Source organism: Epibacterium sp. Ofav1-8, assembly GCF_022348185.1.
GTDB lineage: Bacteria > Pseudomonadota > Alphaproteobacteria > Rhodobacterales > Rhodobacteraceae > Epibacterium.
On record NZ_JAKRFD010000008.1, the window covers coordinates 69,063 to 87,081 of the forward strand.

17 protein-coding genes and 1 riboswitch are annotated in these 18,019 nt (G+C 65.4%); of the genes, 2 read left to right on the plus strand and 15 right to left on the minus strand.

All coding sequences use genetic code 11. The features are described from left to right. Nucleotides 1-169 precede the first annotated feature (169 nt). The 6 genes from cobF to cbiE all read right to left on the minus strand — a co-directional run bounded on the left by cobF (nucleotide 170) and on the right by cbiE (nucleotide 5,472). Nucleotides 170-934 carry a precorrin-6A synthase (deacetylating) gene (gene cobF, locus MHM97_RS13850; protein ID WP_239322964.1) on the minus strand — a complete coding sequence of 255 codons (765 nt, stop codon included), beginning with the start codon at nucleotides 932-934 and terminating at the stop codon, nucleotides 170-172. Next, entirely contained in the window at nucleotides 931-1,671 is a 741-nt protein-coding gene (gene cobA / locus MHM97_RS13855; protein ID WP_239322965.1) for a uroporphyrinogen-III C-methyltransferase, read from the minus strand. The genes cobF and cobA overlap by 4 nt, the downstream gene beginning before the upstream one ends. Next, nucleotides 1,668-2,984 carry a cobyrinate a,c-diamide synthase gene (locus MHM97_RS13860; RefSeq protein ID WP_239322966.1) on the minus strand — a complete coding sequence of 439 codons (1,317 nt, stop codon included), beginning with the start codon at nucleotides 2,982-2,984 and terminating at the stop codon, nucleotides 1,668-1,670. Before MHM97_RS13860 ends, cobA begins: the two co-directional genes overlap by 4 nt. Nucleotides 2,985-3,113: 129 nt before the next feature. After that, on the minus strand, nucleotides 3,114-3,908 hold the full coding sequence (gene cobM / locus MHM97_RS13865) for a precorrin-4 C(11)-methyltransferase (RefSeq protein ID WP_239322967.1): 795 nt from the start codon (nucleotides 3,906-3,908) through the stop codon (nucleotides 3,114-3,116). Continuing rightward, on the minus strand, nucleotides 3,905-4,267 hold the full coding sequence (locus tag MHM97_RS13870; RefSeq protein ID WP_239322968.1) for a cobalamin biosynthesis protein: 363 nt from the start codon (nucleotides 4,265-4,267) through the stop codon (nucleotides 3,905-3,907). The genes cobM and MHM97_RS13870 overlap by 4 nt, the downstream gene beginning before the upstream one ends. After that, on the minus strand, nucleotides 4,264-5,472 hold the full coding sequence (cbiE, locus tag MHM97_RS13875; protein WP_239322969.1) for a precorrin-6y C5,15-methyltransferase (decarboxylating) subunit CbiE: 1,209 nt from the start codon (nucleotides 5,470-5,472) through the stop codon (nucleotides 4,264-4,266). The genes MHM97_RS13870 and cbiE overlap by 4 nt, the downstream gene beginning before the upstream one ends. On the opposite strand from cbiE, the gene MHM97_RS13880 reads away from it, so the two are divergent. Next, on the plus strand, nucleotides 5,471-6,232 hold the full coding sequence (locus tag MHM97_RS13880) for a cobalt-precorrin-6A reductase (protein WP_239322970.1): 762 nt from the start codon (nucleotides 5,471-5,473) through the stop codon (nucleotides 6,230-6,232). The two genes, cbiE and MHM97_RS13880, sit on opposite strands and share 2 nt — an antisense overlap. Here MHM97_RS13880 and cobJ read toward each other — a convergent pair. The 7 genes from cobJ to MHM97_RS13915 all read right to left on the minus strand — a co-directional run bounded on the left by cobJ (nucleotide 6,229) and on the right by MHM97_RS13915 (nucleotide 14,475). Further along, nucleotides 6,229-7,038: a precorrin-3B C(17)-methyltransferase gene (gene cobJ / locus MHM97_RS13885; RefSeq protein WP_239322971.1), complete on the minus strand. Its 810-nt coding sequence runs from the start codon at nucleotides 7,036-7,038 to the stop codon at nucleotides 6,229-6,231. The two genes, MHM97_RS13880 and cobJ, sit on opposite strands and share 4 nt — an antisense overlap. Continuing rightward, nucleotides 7,035-7,766, minus strand: a complete 732-nt coding sequence (locus MHM97_RS13890; protein WP_370645732.1) for a precorrin-2 C(20)-methyltransferase — start codon at nucleotides 7,764-7,766, stop codon at nucleotides 7,035-7,037. The genes cobJ and MHM97_RS13890 overlap by 4 nt, the downstream gene beginning before the upstream one ends. Nucleotides 7,767-7,768: 2 nt before the next feature. Continuing rightward, nucleotides 7,769-8,398 (minus strand): precorrin-8X methylmutase, encoded by a 630-nt coding sequence (locus tag MHM97_RS13895; protein ID WP_225262089.1) that lies wholly within the window; start codon nucleotides 8,396-8,398, stop codon nucleotides 7,769-7,771. A 1-nt stretch (nucleotide 8,399) separates the two neighbouring features. Next, nucleotides 8,400-9,557 (minus strand): precorrin-3B synthase, encoded by a 1,158-nt coding sequence (gene cobG, locus MHM97_RS13900; protein ID WP_239322973.1) that lies wholly within the window; start codon nucleotides 9,555-9,557, stop codon nucleotides 8,400-8,402. Beyond that, on the minus strand, nucleotides 9,554-12,799 hold the full coding sequence (cobN, locus tag MHM97_RS13905; protein ID WP_239322974.1) for a cobaltochelatase subunit CobN: 3,246 nt from the start codon (nucleotides 12,797-12,799) through the stop codon (nucleotides 9,554-9,556). Before cobN ends, cobG begins: the two co-directional genes overlap by 4 nt. Nucleotides 12,800-12,941: 142 nt before the next feature. After that, entirely contained in the window at nucleotides 12,942-13,976 is a 1,035-nt protein-coding gene (gene cobW / locus MHM97_RS13910; RefSeq protein ID WP_239322975.1) for a cobalamin biosynthesis protein CobW, read from the minus strand. A gap of 19 nt (nucleotides 13,977-13,995) precedes the next feature. After that, nucleotides 13,996-14,475: a DUF1636 family protein gene (locus MHM97_RS13915; protein ID WP_239322976.1), complete on the minus strand. Its 480-nt coding sequence runs from the start codon at nucleotides 14,473-14,475 to the stop codon at nucleotides 13,996-13,998. Between the two features lie 99 nt (nucleotides 14,476-14,574). Next, nucleotides 14,575-14,810: riboswitch (cobalamin riboswitch) on the minus strand. A 24-nt stretch (nucleotides 14,811-14,834) separates the two neighbouring features. On the opposite strand from MHM97_RS13915, the gene cobO reads away from it, so the two are divergent. Further along, complete coding sequence (gene cobO / locus MHM97_RS13920; RefSeq protein ID WP_239322977.1) at nucleotides 14,835-15,509, plus strand: cob(I)yrinic acid a,c-diamide adenosyltransferase; 675 nt, start codon at nucleotides 14,835-14,837, stop codon at nucleotides 15,507-15,509. Nucleotides 15,510-15,613: 104 nt separating this feature from the next. Here cobO and glpD read toward each other — a convergent pair whose 3' ends face one another. Next, nucleotides 15,614-17,194, minus strand: a complete 1,581-nt coding sequence (gene glpD, locus MHM97_RS13925; RefSeq protein WP_239322978.1) for a glycerol-3-phosphate dehydrogenase — start codon at nucleotides 17,192-17,194, stop codon at nucleotides 15,614-15,616. Then, entirely contained in the window at nucleotides 17,187-17,981 is a 795-nt protein-coding gene (locus MHM97_RS13930; protein ID WP_239322979.1) for a DeoR/GlpR family DNA-binding transcription regulator, read from the minus strand. The genes glpD and MHM97_RS13930 overlap by 8 nt, the downstream gene beginning before the upstream one ends. Between the last annotated feature and the right edge of the window lie 38 nt (nucleotides 17,982-18,019).

An 18,019-nucleotide genomic window follows, 5' to 3' on the forward strand; every position in this document is an offset into this window, starting at 1 on the left:
AGACCCCGCTTGGCGTTGGGCCGGGCAGCCTGTCCTGCGGACAGGCTGCGGCGCCGGACCTGAAGGTCCGGCGCCATGCCCAACGGGAGCGGTCGCATTTATTAATGGGGCCGCGACGGGCGGGAGCCTCGCCCTTTCTGTTGCATCCCGAAAACCAGAGGTTGCGTGCTCAGGGGGCGCGTTGCAGCAGGTAGATATCCATGATCCAGCCATGATCCGCGCGTGCTTCTGCGCGTGTGGCGATGATCCGGTCCTGCACCTCGGAGAGGCGCCCGGCGATGTTGATCTCGTTGTCCATGCCCGCATAGGCGGACCAATGGATCGTGATCTGCGCCTGTTCGGCCAGGCTTTGGAAAGAGCATTCGCCATCCAGCATCACCACCAGCGTGTCGCAGCCCTCCGGCCAGCCCGCCGCGCGCAGCCGTCGTCCGGTGGTGATCTGCACCGGGCCACCGATGGTGTTCAACGGCACGCCATGGGCGGCGGTCAGGGCCTGGATCGAGGTGATGCCGGGGATCACGCGCATCTGAAGGTCCAGGCGCGCGCGCAGCCGCTCGGCGATCCGCATGGTGCTGTCGTAGAGTGACGGATCACCCCAGACAAGAAACCCCACCTGCCCGCCATCGGGCAGGTGATCTGACAGGGCCGACTGCCAGACCGCGGCAATCGCATCATGCCAGTCGTCGACCCGCTGGCGGTACTCCGCGGTGTTCGGGTCTCGCGTGGGCAGGGCGAATTCGGCGATCCGCGGGGGATCTGCGCAGTCTGCCAGCACGTCAGCGCAGATGGCCTGCCGCAGCCCGGCAAGATCATCCTTGCCCGCCCCCTTGTTCGGGATCAGGATGAGATCCTGGGATTGAATGGCCTCGATGGCCTCCCGCGTCAGGTGCTTGGGATTGCCGGTGCCGATACCGATCAGGTTCAGATGGATCATGGCGTGCCGCTTTCCGGTTCCAACTGCGCCAGCGGTCCATAGAGGATCAGCACCGGCGCCGGTGAGGTGATCGCCTCCAGCAGATCGGGCAGACCGTCAACGGTGACCCGGTGCAGCTCTTGCGCGGGCGTCGAGACCCCAAGCGCCACCAGCGCAGGCGTGTCCTGCGGCAGGCCGGCCTCTAGCAGCAGGGACAGCAGCGCCGCAAAGGTGCGCTTGCCCATATAGACCACGGTGGTTGCCTCGGGGTCGGCAAGGGCTGCAAGGTTCATGTGATCGGGCAGGCCGCCGGTCACGTCATGGCCGGTGATGAACTGCAACCGGCGCGCGGTCAGCCGCCGGGTCAGCGGAATTCCCGCCGCAGCGGCGGCGGCAGAAGCTGCGGTGACGCCGGGGATGATCTCGTATTTGATGCCAGCGGCGCGCAGCGCAATGATCTCTTCCTCAAGGCGGCCAAAGACGCCGGAATCCCCGGATTTCAGCCGCACCACATGGGCCCCGGATTGGGCATAATCCACCAGAAGCTGGCTCACGTGGTCCTGCTTGGGCGAGGGGCGGCCTGCGCGTTTGCCCACGCCCACCAGATCCGCATCCTCGCGCGCGTGCGACAGGATCGGGCCCGAGGACAGGTCGTCAAACAACACCGCATCCGCCGCCTCAAGACGTTTGACGGCCTTGACCGTCAGCAGGTCCGGATCCCCCGGCCCGGAGGAGACAAAGCTGACAAATCCGCTCATGCGTGCTCTCCGGTGATCAGGTGGAAAAAGGTGCCGGTGACATGACCCTTGATCGATCCGGTTTCGGGGACCGGATTGCCGTCAGCGTCCATGACGCGCGCCAGCGGCGCGTCGGGCTCATCCAGAATGGTCGAGTAATGGAACTCATGCCCGCGCAAATAGGCGCCGCTGTCAAAGCCCGGCATCGGCGCTTGCAACTCCGCACGGCGATAGCCGAGGTGGAATTTGCGCTTCTCGTATGATGTGACAAGCCCGAGGAGCCCCGCCATCTGGTGCCGGGTGCCGTCTTTGTCGATCAGGGCCTCGCCCAACGCCATATAGCCGCCGCACTCGCCATGCACGGGTTTGGTCTCAGCATGTTTTGCCATGCCTTTGCGCCAGTTTTCGGCAGCGGCAAGCGCGGAACCATGCAGTTCTGGGTAGCCGCCGGGCAGCCAGACCAGATCGGCATCGGTGGCGGGGGCCTCATCCTTCAAGGGCGAGAACGGCAGGATCTCGGCCCCGGCGGCACGCCAGCCTTCCAGGAGATGCGGGTAGGTAAAGGAAAACGCCGCATCGCGCGCCAATGCGATGCGCTGCGCAGGCGGGTGAGGCAGAGCGCGCGGCGCGGGTGCAGCAGCGGTGCTGGCCGCCGCTCGGATCGCGTCGAGGTCGACGTTTTCGCGCAAAAAGGCGGCATAGCCCGCAATCGCGGCTTCAAGGTCCGGGTGCTCCACCGCCTGAATGAGGCCAAGGTGGCGTTCGGGCAGGGTCAGATCACCGCGCCGAGGCAGGGAGCCAAGCACCTTGACGCCCGCGCGCTCCATCCCGAGCCGGGTGAGCCGCTCGTGGCGGGGGCTGGCCACCCGGTTCAGGATCACGCCCGCAAAGGGCAGGTCGGGGTTGTACATCTTGAACCCCAGCGCGGTGGCGGCGGCGGATTGCGCCTGTCCGCCCACGTCGATCACCAGCACCACCGGCCAGCCCATCCTGAGCGCGGTCTCTGCCGAGGAGCCAAATCCCGACTGGCCGCGCGTGGCGACCCCGTCAAAGAGGCCCATCGACCCTTCACCGACGCAGATATCAGCGCCTTGGGCCTGGGTTGTTACGGCATCGAGCAGCGCGCTGTCCATCGCCCATGTATCAAGGTTGAAGGACGCCCGCCCGGCGGCCGCAAAGTGAAACGCCGGGTCGATATAATCTGGCCCGCTCTTGAAGGGCTGCACGGTCAGCCCATCGTCCTTGAGCGCGCGCAGCAGGCCCAGCATGACGGTGGTCTTGCCGGTGCCGGAGGAGGGCGCGGAGATCATCAGGCCTTTGGGGAAATGGGTCATGTTGCCTCCCTGCGCACCGGCAAGTCCCGTCCGGCCGAAAGGCCGGACAGCGCCCGACCCTCCCCCCGGGAGGGCGCTTTCGCACCCACCCAGGCTCGGGCGCGGTCCTTGGTGTTCCACATCACGCGATCAATCATCCCCTTCGCTCCATTCCGACCACGGGCTGTCGGCACTTTGCGGACGATAGCGGCGGTCATAATCCGCACCATACAGGCAGCTTTCGGCGAAATCCTCTGCGCCCAGGGCGTGGCCCACGAGGATCAGCGCGGTGCGTCCGCGCGCGCCCTCGGTCGCCTCGATAATGGACCCAAGCGTTGCCTTGACGATCTTCTGATCCGGCCAACTGGCGCGCCAGACGATGGCCACCGGACACTCCGCGCCATAGGCGGGCGTGAGCCGTGCCACCACATCGTCCAGCACATGCACCGACAGATGGATCGCAAGCGTTGCGCCGGTGGCGGCGAAATTCTCCAGCGTCTCGCCTTCGGGCATCGCCGAGGCGCGCCCCGACGTGCGCGTGAGCACCAGCGATTGTGCCACGCCGGGCAGCGTGAGTTCAGTCCCCAGCGCCGCCGCACCAGCCGCAAAGGCAGGTACACCGGGGGTGATGTCATAGGGAATATTCAGATCGCGCAGGCGGCGCAGCTGTTCGCCCATGGCGGACCAGACCGACAGATCCCCGGAGTGAAGCCGCGCAATATCCTGTCCGGCGGCGTGGGCACTGGCGATCTCTGCCATGATTTCATCCAGCGACAGCGGCGCGGTGTTGATGATTTTGGCCCCCTCTGGGCAATGGCTGAGCAGCGCTTCGGGCACCAGAGAGCCAGCATAAAGGCACACCGGACAGGCCGCGATCAGGTCGCGCCCGCGCAGGGTAATCAGGTCGGCGGCACCCGGTCCGGCACCAATGAAATGAACGGTCATCTCTCTATCATCTCCGCAAGCGCCACGGTGGCAAGCCCGTCCGTGGTCACACATCGTCTCTGGATCAGCCGCGCGCCTGCGCCCGCTGCCACAAGGGCGCAGGCTTCGGCCACCGATCCGGTGTTGAACCGCGCATGGATACGCGGCGAAAGGGTGGGGGTCGGGACCCCGGCGATCTGGTCCTCATCAAGGGTCTCGACCGTGAGGTTTTGTGCCAGCACAAAGGCGCGAAACACGGGGCTATCGGCCTTGGCACGCAGGGTCACCACCCGATCCGGGCGCGTTTGCAGCGCAGTGTAAGCCTCCGCAAGGCTTGCCTCGCTGGCGCGGTTGGAAAAGCCAAAGCCTGCGATCATCATCGGGTAACGCTCCACTGGATCACGGGGCGGGCACGTTCCCAACCGCGCATGGTGCCCAAGGGGCCAGCTTCGGCGATTTCCGCCTTGAGCAAATGCCCACCATGGGTGGCATGAGCCTGCATCAGCAAGATCTCAGTCTCCAGCGTTACACCATTGGCAACAAGGCGCGTGCTTGCGGGCAGGATCTGCCAGAGGTGGTCAATGAGGGCCTGCGACCCTCCGCCGCCGATAAACACGCAATCGGGCGAGGAATGGCCCTCCAATACTTCCGGCGCGCGGCCCTCAAGGGCTGTCAGGCGATGCGCCAGACCGAAGTCTTTGGCGTTGCGGCGAATATTCTCCAGCCGATCGGCGCGGGCCTCAAATGTGGTTGCCGTGGCCCCTCGGGCCGCAAGGCACCACTCCACCGAGACAGATCCCGATCCGCCGCCAATATCCCACAGATGTTCGCCCACGCGCGGGGCAAGGGCCGAGAGCGTCAGCGCTCGGATGGGGCGTTTGGTGATCTGCCCGTCACTGGCAAAGAGTGTATCCTCAAGGCCGGATGCCTGCGGCAGGCCCGAGCCTGATGCCGTGAGTGCCGCCACGACGGGGGCGTCAATGTCGGTAAGGTCAAACCCTTGGGCGGTGGTCGTGCGGATGCGCTCCCGTGGTCCGCCAAGGCGCTCCAGCACGGTGATCGCGCTGGTGCCAAAGCCGATCTCGCAAAGATAGGCAGCCAGTTCCGCCGCCGCCGTGCCATCGCGCAGGGTGCAGATCACTTGGGTGCCACGGCCCAAAATCGGGCGCAGGCGCGCATGGGGCGCGGCATGCAGACCCAGGCAGAGCGTGTCCTCCAGCTTCCACCCTAGCGCATTGGCGGCCAGCGCAAAGCAGGAGGGCGCCGGATGGGACGTCCACTCGCAGCGGTCCAGATCGCGCAGCAGGCTGCCGCCTGCGCCGTGCCAGAAGGGATCGCCCGACGCCAGAACCACCGTCGCGCGCCCGCGTGCGGCCAGCACCGGCGCGGTGGAAAACGGTACGGGCCAGACCTGCCCGCGTACGCCTGCATCGACCAGTTCCAGATGACGCGGCCCGCCGATGATGATTTCTGCGGCCCGAAGGGCTGCACGGCTTGCATCCGACAGCCCTTCGGGGCCATTTTCCCCGAGCCCGATCAGGGTCAGCCATGGGCGTGCTCCGCCCTTTGTCAGAGGATCAGACATGACCAAGCTCCTGCTTCTGGGCGGCACCACCGAAGCCTCGCATCTGGCGGCGCATTTGGCGCAAGCCTGGGTTTCGGACGATCCGGTGGCCGGGCGTCAGGCGGTGTTCTCCTACGCAGGCCGGACCGCGCGCCCGGCAGAGCAGCCGTTGCCCTGCCGTATCGGCGGGTTTGGGGGCGTGTCCGGGCTGGTCGATTATCTGCGCCGCGAGGGGATCACCCATGTGATCGATGCCACCCATCCCTTTGCCGCGCAGATGAGCACTAACGCGGTGCGGGCCTGCGCTGAGGCGGGGGTGGGGCTGGTGGCCTTTGAACGTCCTGCATGGCAGTCGAAGCCGGGCGATCACTGGGTTCATGTGGCGGATATGGCGGGTGCCGTCGCCGCCCTGCCAGAGGCCGGCGCGCGGGTGTTTCTGGCCATCGGCAAGCAACATGTGGCGGAATTCGCGGCAAAGCCCAAAAACCACTATCTGCTGCGGCTGGTGGATGCGCCGGAGGCACCGCTGCCCTTGCCCGATGCCACCGTCATTGTGGCGCGAGGACCGTTTGAAGCGACGGGCGATGAGGCCCTGATGCGCCAGCACAAGATCACGCATGTTGTGGCCAAAAACGCCGGTGGCGCAGGTGCCGAGGCCAAGCTGAGTGCCGCGCGCGCGCTCTCCGTGCCGGTCGTGATGATCGACCGGCCCAAGGTGCCCGCACGCCCGGTGCTGGGCACTGTCGCTGAGGTGATGCGCTGGCTCGAGCACGGCGCTTAGGTGTCCTTGTCGGTCGGGGGCTGCCCGGTTTGATGACCGGGTTGGTGACCGGGTGCAAAGCGCGGGGTGTAGACATAAGGCCCCACGCGTCGCGTGTCGCGATTGCCGACGATCACCACGGTACGCATGTCCGCCATCTCTGGCCGGGCATCCTTGAGCGGTACGGTGAGGATCTCCTGCCCCGGTTTGGTAACATCACGGGCGAAGGTAATCAGGGTGTCCGCGCCACAGGCCGCGCGCAGCACGTCCAGTGCGCGGGCAAACTGATGCGGGCGGGATTTGGAGCGCGGGTTGTAAAAGGCCATCGCCAGACCTGCCTCACCCACAAGCTGCAACCGGCGTTCGATCAGCTCCCACGGTTTCAGATTGTCGCTGAGGTTGATCGCCGCAAAATCATGCCCCAGCGGCGCGCCGATCGCCGCTGCGCCCGCCAGCATGGCGGTGATGCCGGGCAGCACCCGGATGTCCAGGTCGAGCCACGCGGGCTGCGCCTTGGACCCGTCTTCCAGTGCTTCAAACACCGCCGATGCCATGGCAAAAACCCCCGGATCGCCGGAGGAGACCACCACAACGCGTTTGCCCTCTGCCGCCATCTGCAGGGCCTGCGTGGCGCGGTCCACCTCAACCCGGTTGTCGCTGGCATGGAGCGTCAGGCCAGCGCGCGGCGCGATGCGCTCCACGTAGGGGATATAGCCAACCACGTCTGTGGCCTCGGCCAGAACTTCCTGCACCTCGGGGATCACCATGCGCTCGTCACCGGGGCCAAGCCCCGCGATCACCACCCAGCCTTTTTGCGCGTCATTCATGGGCGACGTCCTTGCCCGTGCAAGAGCACGATGGAGAAATAGGGCACATCGCCAGTGATCTCGGTGAGCTTTTGCACCGTCTGGGTCGGCATGGTGCCGCGCTCCACCAGCCATGCGTCCTGAAGTCGGCCCGCAGCCTCAAGCGCACGGCGCAGCTTGGGCAGGTTGCGGCCGATTTTCATGACCACCAGCGCGTCCGTTTCCCGGATGCGTTTGGTTAGTTCTTCTTCCGAGAGGGTTGCCATCGCCACGGTCAGAACATCATCACCCCAGGTGATCGGCTGGCCGGTGGCGGTCCAGCAACCGGACATGCCGGTGATGCCGGGGATGATTTCCACCTCTGCGCGGCCCTCAAGGCGGGTGTGCAGATGCATGAACGACCCATAAAGGAAGGGATCGCCCTCGCAGAGCACCACCACCGTGTCCGTCGCCGCAATCTCGGCCAATGTGTCGGCCCATTGGTCATAAAACGCGGCCAATTGGCGGTTATACTCGGGATCGGAGAAATGGATCTCGGTGGTGACCGGATATTCCATCGGGTATTCGGTGACGCCTGCGGGCAGGATGCCGTCGACGATGGCGCGGGCCTGCCCTGCGCGGCCTGCCTTGCGGAAATAGGCCACATGGGTCGCGCTTTGCAGCGCGCGCCAGCTCTTGACGCTCATCAGGTCCGGATCGCCGGGGCCGAGGCCTGCGCAGATGACTTTGCCGGTTTTGGGCGCGTTCATGGTCATTCTTTCCACGATGCCAGCGCATTCACTGCGGCAACCGTGATGGCAGAGCCCCCAAGGCGGCCTTTGACGATCATCGCGGGCACCGGCAGATCCTCCATCAGCGCCTCCTTGGATTCGCGGGCGCCGACAAAGCCTACAGGGCAGCCGATGATTGCGGCAGGGCGCGGACAGGCAGGGTCTTTGAGCATGTTCAGCAGATGAAACAGCGCGGTGGGGGCATTGCCGATCGCGACCACGGCCCCGTCGAGTTTCGGACGCCAGAGTTCCAGCGCGGCCGCCGAGCGGGTGTTGCCCATCTCGCGGGCCATTTCCGGCACTTTGGGGTCACGCAGGGTGCAGATCACCTCATTGTCGGCAGGCAGGCGCGGGCGGGTGATCCCCTCGGAGACCATATAAGCATCACAGAGGATCGGTGCGCCTTTCGCCAGTGCCGCGCGGGCGGTTTCGGCCATCCCGTCTGAGAATTGCACATGCTCCTCCAGCCCCACCATGCCTGCGGCGTGGATCATGCGCACGGCCACCACCTCCTCGTCTTTGGTGAAACGGGCGAGGTTGGCCTCGTTGCGGATGGTGGCAAAGCTCTCGGCATAGATCTTGGCGCCATCGGTCTCATAGGTGTGCAGCATGTCAGGTGTCTTTCGTCAGAAGGTGCGGCGCAGCGCGCAGGGTGCGCGCAGAGAGATCAGAACGCAAGGGGCGGTCGTTTGCACGGCCATTGCGAACAAGGTCAAAGCGGTCTGTGCCGGTGGCGGTCAAGGTCACATCGGCAGGTTTGGGATGGGCGCAGCCCTTGGCGCAGCCCGAGACGTGCAGGCTGGTGCCCTCCGGCAGATGCGGGGCGAGGTCGCGGGCCAGCGCGCGGGTTTCAGAGAGCGCCTGCAAGCACCCGGGCGCGCCGGTGCACGCGCTCACCCGCAGGCGCGGATTCGTTGCGCTGTGGATCAGGCCGGGCAAGGGCGCGATGTCTTGGGCGTTTTCGATCAGCAGCATTCGCCAGGGGGTGAGGCGCAGCGGGCCGAGATCGGCAAGCGCGGCGAAGGTCTCGGCGCTGATCTGGCCAAACTCCAGCGCAACCAATGCGCCGCTGCGGGTCTGGCCGGGGGCGGGCCGCGAAGCGCCTCTTGCGACACCTGCGGTATGCGATGCGGGGGCTGCGCGGCGCGCGAGCAGGGCGTGCATCCGGCCCCGGCCCTCCGACGCGCCGCCTTGGTCAAGGAACCAGCGCGCGAGGGTCAGCGCCTCGGCTGCGGCATTGTCTTTGCACACCTCCAGCGCCACATAGGCACCGTCTGCGCGCAAGGTCAGCCTGTCGCCTGCACCCTCAATGCGGATATCGGCAGCGGTGCCTTGCAACGCGGGAGCCGGACCTGCGTCCACCGCAAAGCCGAACTTGCCGGGCAGGGGCAAGTCCTCTGCCTGTGCGAGGCCCTCTGTCAACGCCAGGGCGATATGGTGGCTGCGGTCTCCTTCAGCCCAGAAGGGCGTCATGAGGATATTGCGGCGTGCCTCAGCGCGCGCGTCCTGGTCCACCAACCCGAGATCCTGAAGCGCAGCGATCAGGGCGGGATGGCTGTCCTCGCGGACGCCGCGCATTTGCAGGTTCGCCCGCGCCGAGAGATCAAGAATGCCATTGCCGTAGCGTATGGAGAGATCCGCGACGGCCTTGGCCTGCTCAGACGTGAGCCGCCCCAGTGGCGCGCGGATGCGCACCACCAGCCCGTCGCCGGACATCATCGGCCTCAGCGCGCCGGGGCACCAGCCATAGACCTTGGGGGCGGAGCTCATGCTGCGCCCTCAAGCGTGGCAAGGATCGAATTGCGCCGCGTCACCCACAGCCCTGCATCGCGCAGAGCGTTGAACCGATCCCGCATGGCCTGAAGGGCAGCGGGGTTTTCGCGCTCCAGAAATGCCACCAGATCGTCGCGGCCCAGTGTGGCCTCGAAATAAAGGTCAAAGAGATGCGTAGGCACCACCTGGGCCAGATGCGCAAAGGCCGCCATGTGATCCAGCGTTGCCGCAATCTCTGCCGCGCCGCGAAAGCCGTGGTTCATCATTGAGGTCGCCCAATGCGGGTCAGAGGCACGGGCGCGGGTGACCCGGGCGATTTCCTCCTGCAGGCTGCGCGCCTGCGGGCGGTCCAGACGGGTGGCGTCCATGTGATAGAGCGCCGGGGCCTCGGCGCCCAGACGCTTCATCGCGGCGGCAAAGCCTGCTTCATGGGCGGCATAGTCCGAGGCGACCAGAACATCCGTTTCCGCCAGATCTTGCAGATGTACAAAGCTGTCTGCGCTGTGCAGTCGATCCTCAAGCGCGGCGCGCGCCTCGTGGATGTCCCCTTTTGCGTCAATCGCATGCGATGAGGCCGCAAGCCAAGCCTCGCCCGCTGCCGCGCGGGCCTCATCGGAGTAGTCATCAAGATGCTGGGTCATCCCAAGGCCGTATAGCCCGGGCTTGGGGCCAAAGACGCGCGGCGTGGTCTTGAGGTAGGGGTTGTCACTTGGGTCTTCTTCGCGGGCGCTCAACGCGGCGGCGGCGGCTTCGAACATTTGGGCAAGGCCGGGAAACACGTCGCGAAACAGGCCGGACACCCGAAGCGTCACGTCGATGCGCGGACGGCCCAGAAGGGCCAGCGGGATGATTTCAAAGCCCGAAACACGCTCGGATCCTGCGTCCCATTGCGGGGCAAGACCCGCAAGATGCAGCGCCATGGCGAATTCCTCGCCCGCCGTGCGCATGGTGGCAGAGCCCCAGAGATCCACCACCAACCCGCGCGGCCAGTCGCCATGGTCCTGCAGGTGGCGGCGCAGCAGCTCTTCTGCCAGCTTGACCCCTTGCGCCTGCGCCGCCCGCGACGGTACCGCGCGGGGATCCGTGGTAAAGAGGTTGCGCCCCGTGGGCATCACATCCGAGCGCCCCCGGTAGGGCGACCCGGACGGGCCGGGGGAGACCAGCTTGCCCGCCAGCGCATCCAGCACCCCGCGCAACTCTGCCGCGCCGTGATCGCCCTCGCCAAAGATATGCAGACCTTCGCCGTATTGGCTTTCCTTGATGTCGCAGACAAAACGGTCGATGCGGGTGATCGCCTCTGCCGCCGAGGCGTCGGCGGGGATGCCCAAGTCTTCTTCGACGCCGGTGCCCTGCGCCTCGGCCCGGATGTCGGCGATCAGCCGGTCACGGCGCGCGGGATCCAACCCGTCGGCTGTGGAATATTCATCCAGGAGGCTTTCAAGCCGCGTCATCCCGTCGAGCAGCGTGGTCTGTGCCAAAGGCGGCGGCATGTGGCCCAGAGTGATGGCACCGATGCGGCGTTTGGCCTGCGCGGCCTCGCCCGGATCATTGACGATAAACGGATAGATTACCGGCAGATCACCCGCCAGCACCTCGGGCCAGCACTGCGCCGAGAGTGCCACCGCTTTGCCCGGCAGCCACTCCAGCGTGCCATGGGCACCCACATGCACCAGCGCATCTGCTTGCGTCCGGAGCCAGAGATAGAAGGCGACATAGCCATGGCGCGGCGTGCGGTCGAGGTCGTGATACTCGTCATCGCGGGATTGCACGTCACCGCGTTCGGGTTGCAGCGCGATCAGTGCCTTGCCCGCGCGTAGCGCGCGAAAGTGCACGAGGCCGTCCCTGATCGCGGGGTCCTGCTCGGGCGCGCCCCAAGCCGCGGTGAGATCCTTGCGCAAGCGGGCGGGCAGGCGGTCGAGCGCTGCGAGATAGTCCGAGAGCGGCCATGTCAGCGTCTCATCCGAGAGGCGCGCGCCAAGGTCTGCCTCGGCCGTGACGTCATAGCCCTCGGTCGCAAGGGCGCGCAAAATCTCGGACGTTGAGGCCAGCGCGTCCAGCCCCACCGCGTGAGCGAGGTTGTAATCGCGCCCCGGATAGGTCGAGAGCACCAGCGCGAGGCGTTTGTCGGCAGGCGCTTGACGGGCGAGCCGCAGATGCGCCTCGATGCGATCCAACGCCGCCGCTACTCGTTCCGGATCGGTGCGATGGGTGAAACGGGAATATTCCAGATCGGGGTCGCGCTTGGTGGGGGATTTGAAGCTGACAACACCGGCAAACAGCCGACCGTCCACCTCTGGCAGGACCACATGCATGGCCAGATCCGCAGGCGACAGGCCGCGATCCGCCAGATCCCAATCCTTGCGCCGGGCGGTGGACAGCGCCACCTGAAACACCGGACAGCCCGTGAGGCTCAGCGGGGAGGCGCTGCCATCGCGCCCCTGCGCGGAAAAGGCGGTGGCGTTGATGAGCGCGGCGGGGTTCAGGGCGGGCAGTTCCGCGCGCAGCCAGTCGACCGCGTCGGGGACCTTGAGGCTCGGCGCGAAAACCCCATAGGCGGCATACCCGCGCGCGCGCAGGCTGTGGATCATCGCATCTACAGGGGCGGTGTCGGCAGACGTCAGATAGGAGCGATAGAAACTGACCAGCACCAGGGGTTTGTCGATCTCGGGCAGCGCATCCAGCGCGCCCCGGTCGGGGTCGTAGAACCCGAAATCCGGCACGGTTTTCTTGCCGATCACCGGGCTGGCATAAAGGCCAGAGGCCAACGCCAGCTGCGCCAGCGCCGCCTGCGCCGCGACAGCACCGCCCGCATCGCACAGCGCCTGAAGGCGGCGCAGGGTGGAAACCGGCAGGGTGGACAGCTCATCAAGGCGCGGATCTTCCTGACCGTCGGCGGGCAGGATCGCCAGCGCGATGCCCTTGCGCCAGGCGAGATCCTGAAGCGTGGCCAGACCGTAGGACCAGTAGCTCTCACCACCGATCAGCCGGACCAAGACACCCTTTGCGCCCTCCAGCGTCTGTTCGGCGTAGACATCGACGGAGAGCGGGTGTTTGAGCGCCACCAGATTGGCAAGCCGAGTGGAGGGAAGTTTGCCGTCCGCGCGGTGCCAGCCCGCCGCAAAGGCGCCAAGGTCGCTGTCGGAAAAGGACAGCACCACCAGATCGCCGGGGGTTTGCCCGACGTCATAGGGGGTGTCTGTTTCTCCGAGCCCGTGGCTTTCGCGGAAGACGACGTGCATGAGGTTAGCTCCGTTTGGACACGCCGAGGATAGCCCCGGACCGCGGGTGGGGGAGAAGCCCCCGCCCGGGGGGGCGGTCGGGGGCTGCCCGGCCTCTCGGCCGGACGAAAACGATGTGTTTCCACTTCGCCCGCATAGAAACTCAGGCCCCGAGGTCGGCGTGGATGCCTGCTGTGTCGATGTTATCATGCTCGGCGATCACCACCAGCTGGGTCTTGCGCTCCTGCGCGCCCCAGGGTTGGTCGTATTGCGCGCGCAGGCGTTCGCCCACCGCTTGTACCAGCATTCGCATCGGTTTTCCTTCCACGGCCACATAGCCCTTCACCCGCAGGATGTTGCGGGCGCGGGCCATCTCGATGATCCGTTTTTGCAGGTCTTCGGGATCGGAGACTTCGCCCATTTCGACCACGATGGACTCAAAATCGTCATGTTCGTGATCGTGATGGCCGTCGTGATGGCTGGGGCGGGCATCAAGGTCGTCTTCTGCGGCGGCCCCCAGGCCAAGGATCACGCGTGGGTCGATCACGCCCTCGGTCATCGGCAGGATCGGCAGCTTGCGCGGGGCCTCAGATTCGATCACTGCGCGGGCTTTCTCGACACCAGCCTCACCGGCCAGATCGGCCTTGGACAACAGCACGATATCCGCGCAGGAAATCTGATCTTCAAAGACCTCGGACAGCGGTGTTTCATGATCAAGGCTGTCGTCCGCCTCGCGCTGGGCCTGCACGGCGTCCAGATCCGGCGCGAACTGGCCCTTGGCAACGGCCTCGGCATCGGCCAGGGCGATCACCCCGTCCACGGTGATGCGCGAGCGGATCGCGGGCCAGTCGAAGGCTTTCAGGAGCGGCTTTGGCAGCGCCAGACCGGAGGTTTCAATGACGATATGCTCGGGCGGCTCGGGCAGCGCCATCAGGCTCTCGATGGTGGGGATGAAATCATCGGCCACGGTGCAGCAGATGCAGCCGTTGGCGAGTTCCATGATGTTTTCCGCCGGGCAGCTCTCGTCGGCGCAGGATTTCAGGATGTCGCCATCGACACCGGCGGTGCCGAATTCATTCACCACCACGGCAAGGCGCTTGCCCTGCGGGTTCTGCATCAGGTGACGGATCAGAGTGGTTTTGCCAGCCCCCAGAAAGCCGGTGATGACGGTGACGGGGATCTTGTTCAATGTGGTCATGTGAAATGGGCCTTTCGGGTCAATCCTGCGCAAGCTCGGTGGCAGGTGTGTCTGGGGTGTCATTGGAAGAGTCGCGACGCTCCGGTGCGGGTGTCGGGGTCAGCGCGACGCTTGGCATGGAGACGGGCGGAATGCGGGCGATGGATTGTTTGCGAAACACCACCGGGCGTTCGCGCCATGGCACAAACCCATCCTCGGTCGAGGCATAGGCGGCCGCACCGGCGAGGATATCCTCAAGATGGGCATCCGGGTCGAGATCGCCGTAGATATAGCTCCAGCGGGCAGGGCCACCGGAGAGATGCAACGTGCAGGACCGCGAGCACGCCGAGAGGCACTCGACCCCGCGCACGGTGACGCCTTCGGGCAGCGCGCTGCCCGCAAGACGGTCTGCAAGGATGCGGCCGGGGCGCATGGCTTCGGGATCGCTGCCGGTCTGGCGACAGGTGGTGCAGACGGTCAGAACGACCGGCTCCGGGCTCTGGCTGGGGGTCTCTCCCATGCGGCCTTTTCTCCTCCTCAGCGGCGAGGCGGGGCAGGCCAGATGGGGGCGCGTGCCACGTGTGGCAGGCCCTCAACCGGTCGCGGCACACCCCGTCCGCCGGTTTCACACGCGCTGGCAGGTCTCCCGGCTTGCGGATGCCAGACCCGGGTCGGGCGCTGACGGTCGTCCCGCCTTCCCGGTGCCACCCCTTGGGGGCGCCAGTGGCGTCGGGAGACCTCTCCGGTCACGGTCGCGGGGGCGGCTGTGCTTGGGGCGCGCTGCGGCGTGCCTTGTCACATTCCCTCTTCGCCCGAAGGGTGTCACCTTCGGGAACCAACGAAAATCCCTTGCGCCATGGGGGCACTCTTTGTCAAGACATGGGGCCAAACAGCAGGAGCGACCCCGTGAGCGATCAGACCAGCGCAAGTAGCGAAACCGACATCTCGGACGAAGAAGCGGCACGCCATGCCTCCAAGATGGCCAAGAAAAAGGCCGCCCGTGATCGGATGATGAAAACCAAGGATGGCGAAAAGGGTCTGATCATCGTTCACACCGGCCCCGGCAAGGGCAAGTCGTCCTCGGGATTCGGCATGATCATGCGTTGTATCGCGCACGGCATGCCCTCGGCGGTGGTGCAGTTCATCAAGGGCGCGTGGCAGACCGGCGAGCGCACGTTGATCGAGGAGAATTTCTCGGATCTGTGCCAGTTCTACGCGATGGGCGAGGGGTTTACCTGGGAAACTCAGGACAAGGCCCGCGATATTGCAGCAGCCCGCGCGGGCTGGGAAAAGGCCAAGGAAATGATCCTCGATGAGAAGAACACCATGGTGCTGCTCGACGAGATCAACATCGCGCTGCGCTATGAGTATCTGGATTTGCAGGAGGTTCTGGAGTTCCTCGTCGAGCATAAGCCGCCGATGACCCATGTGGTGCTGACCGGGCGCAACGCCAAAGAAGAGCTGATCGAGATCGCCGATCTTGTGACCGAGATGGCGCAGGTGAAGCATCCCTTCCGGGCCGGGGTGAAGGCGCAGAAGGGCGTGGAATTCTGAAACCTCAGCGTGTGTCGTGAACGGGGGTGCGAGGCTCTGCCTCGCGCTCCGGGATATTTTGAGTTAGAAGAGGGAGGGACGCTGTGCCCCTCTCTTTTGTCACGTTAGTCGGTGACGCGGGATTTGATGTATGTGTCGACCGCAGTGCGCGCATCAGGGTCCAGACGCAGGCCGAGTTTTGTGCGCCGCCAAAGGAAATCCTCGCCCGTGCGCACCCATTCGCGGGCAATCGCCCAGTCGAGCTCGCGGGCTGTGATGGTCGCGCCGAAGCTCTGGCCCAGATCGCTCTCCGCCTTGGCGTCGCCCAGAATGGTCCAGGCCTCGGTGCCATAGGCGCGGATCAGGCGGCGGGTGGCGTAGGCCGACAGGAAGGGATACGCGCGCGCCAGTTTTTCGCGCAAGCGGGTGACATCTTCGACCGGGAAATCGCCGCCGGGCAGGGGCACACCTGCGGTCCACTCCGAAGGCAGGCTTGGGAAGACCTCGTTGATTTTATCCAGCGCCGCTTCGGCCAGTTTGCGGTAGGTGGTGATCTTGCCGCCAAACACATTGAGGAGCGGGGCCTGTGTCTTGTCGAGCGTCAGCACATATTCGCGTGTCGCGGCAGAGGCGGAGCTGGCGCCGTCATCATAGAGCGGCCGCACGCCGGAATAGGTCCAGACGATCTGGTCGCGGGTCACCGGTGTGTCAAAATAGTTTGACGCGAATTTGACCAGATAATCCTGCTCTTCCTCGGTGCAGATGGGTTTGGTCTCGGGATCGGGGTGATCAGCGTCGGTGGTGCCGATGAGGGTGAAATCTTCCTCATAGGGAATGGCAAAGATGATGCGCCCGTCCTGCCCTTGGAAGAAGTAGCAGCGCCCGTGGTCGTAGAGTTTAGGCACCACGATATGACTGCCGCGCACGAGGCGCACGTTTTCGCGGCTGTTTTGTCCAATCTTCTGGCGCAGCACATCGGCCACCCAGGGACCGCCCGCGTTGATCAGCATTTTTGCGCGGCGCGTGGTTTCTGCACCGGTGGCCAGATCCTTCAGGTGGATTTCCCAGTGATCCGCGTGGCGGGTGGCATTAACAACCTCGGTGCGGGTCATGATCTCGGCACCACGGGCCTCGGCGTCGCGGGCGTTGAGCACCACGAGGCGCGCGTCCTCGACCCAACAGTCGGAATATTCAAACGCCTTTTTGAATTTGGAGTTCAGGGGCTTGCCTGCCTCATCCGTGGTCAGATCCACGGTTGCGGTGCCGGGCAGGATGCCGCGTTTGCCGAGTGTGTCGTACATAAAAAGGCCCAGCCGGATCAGCCACGCCGGGCGGCGGCCTTTCATCCATGGCATGACGGTGGTCAGCAGTTTGGAGGTCGGCGTGGTGTTGTCGAACCGCATGTCCTTGTGGAAGGGCAGCACGAAGCGCATCGGCCATGAGATATGCGGCATGGCGCGCAGCAGCACCTCGCGTTCGATCAGGGCCTCGCGCACCAGACGGAATTCGAAATACTCCAGATAACGCAGGCCGCCGTGGAACAGTTTGGTCGAGGCCGAGGACGTGGCTGAGGCGAGGTCGTTCATTTCGGCCAATGTCACGGAGAGGCCGCGACCGGCGGCGTCGCGGGCGATGCCGCAACCGTTGATGCCGCCGCCGATGATGAACAGGTCGGTGATGTCGGAGGTCTTGGGCGTATCAGTCATTTTCGCTGCTTTCGGTTTCGGGGCCGCCGTCTGCGATCAGGATTCGGGTGCCGGACGCGGCTGCGGCCTCGGCAAACTCTGCCGGAACAGGGCGGTCTGTGATGACAAAATCCAGCTCCGCGAGGGCGCAGATGCGCACGGGGGCGGAGCGGTCGAATTTGCTGCCGTCGCACATCAGGATGCGCGTGCGGGCATTTCTGAGGATGGCGCGGGCGACGGAGACTTCGCGGGCGTCGTGGTCGAGGATCGCACCGTCTGCGTCCATGGCGGAGGCACCGATGACGGCGTAGTCGACCTTGTAGCGGTTGATGAATTCCACCGCCTCTTCGCCGACAATGGCACCGTCGCTTTGGCGGATGGTGCCCCCCACAAGGATCAGATCACGCGCCTCCATACCCATCATCATATTGATAATGTTGATATTGTTGGAGAGGACCGTCAGGCCCTTGTGACCGGAGAGCGCGCGCGCCACCTGTTCGGTGGAGGTGCCGATATTGAGCGCGATGGAACAGTTTTCAGGGATCACATCGGAGGCCAGTGCGGCCATCGCGCGTTTGCCGCTGGCATTGAGGCTGCGGCGCTCGGCATAGCCGCGATTGGCGGCGGAGCTGATGCGCACGGCACCGCCATGGACGCGGCTCAACTGGCCACGGGCTGACAGATCGCGCAGGTCGGTGCGCACGGTTTGCAAGGAGACACCAAAGCGGCGCGCGAGGTCTTCAACCTCGACACGATCCTGCTGCGTGAGCAGGGAGAGGATTTCGTTTTGGCGGTCGCTTGCATCCATGAGCTTTCCTTTTCATAGATGCATATAGCGAGTGCCAC

Coding starts and splice junctions, on each gene's coding strand:
- cobF (WP_239322964.1), bottom strand. CDS start 934: ATGATCCATCTGAACCTGATCGGTATCGGCACCGGCAATCCCAAGCAC.
- cobA (WP_239322965.1), bottom strand. CDS start 1,671: ATGAGCGGATTTGTCAGCTTTGTCTCCTCCGGGCCGGGGGATCCGGAC.
- MHM97_RS13860 (WP_239322966.1), bottom strand. CDS start 2,984: ATGACCCATTTCCCCAAAGGCCTGATGATCTCCGCGCCCTCCTCCGGC.
- cobM (WP_239322967.1), bottom strand. CDS start 3,908: ATGACCGTTCATTTCATTGGTGCCGGACCGGGTGCCGCCGACCTGATT.
- MHM97_RS13870 (WP_239322968.1), bottom strand. CDS start 4,267: ATGATGATCGCAGGCTTTGGCTTTTCCAACCGCGCCAGCGAGGCAAGC.
- MHM97_RS13880 (WP_239322970.1), top strand. CDS start 5,471: ATGACCAAGCTCCTGCTTCTGGGCGGCACCACCGAAGCCTCGCATCTG.
- cbiE (WP_239322969.1), bottom strand. CDS start 5,472: ATGTCTGATCCTCTGACAAAGGGCGGAGCACGCCCATGGCTGACCCTG.
- cobJ (WP_239322971.1), bottom strand. CDS start 7,038: ATGAATGACGCGCAAAAAGGCTGGGTGGTGATCGCGGGGCTTGGCCCC.
- MHM97_RS13890 (WP_370645732.1), bottom strand. CDS start 7,766: ATGAACGCGCCCAAAACCGGCAAAGTCATCTGCGCAGGCCTCGGCCCC.
- MHM97_RS13895 (WP_225262089.1), bottom strand. CDS start 8,398: ATGCTGCACACCTATGAGACCGATGGCGCCAAGATCTATGCCGAGAGC.
- cobG (WP_239322973.1), bottom strand. CDS start 9,557: ATGAGCTCCGCCCCCAAGGTCTATGGCTGGTGCCCCGGCGCGCTGAGG.
- cobN (WP_239322974.1), bottom strand. CDS start 12,799: ATGCACGTCGTCTTCCGCGAAAGCCACGGGCTCGGAGAAACAGACACC.
- cobW (WP_239322975.1), bottom strand. CDS start 13,976: ATGACCACATTGAACAAGATCCCCGTCACCGTCATCACCGGCTTTCTG.
- MHM97_RS13915 (WP_239322976.1), bottom strand. CDS start 14,475: ATGGGAGAGACCCCCAGCCAGAGCCCGGAGCCGGTCGTTCTGACCGTC.
- cobO (WP_239322977.1), top strand. CDS start 14,835: ATGGGGCCAAACAGCAGGAGCGACCCCGTGAGCGATCAGACCAGCGCA.
- glpD (WP_239322978.1), bottom strand. CDS start 17,194: ATGACTGATACGCCCAAGACCTCCGACATCACCGACCTGTTCATCATC.
- MHM97_RS13930 (WP_239322979.1), bottom strand. CDS start 17,981: ATGGATGCAAGCGACCGCCAAAACGAAATCCTCTCCCTGCTCACGCAG.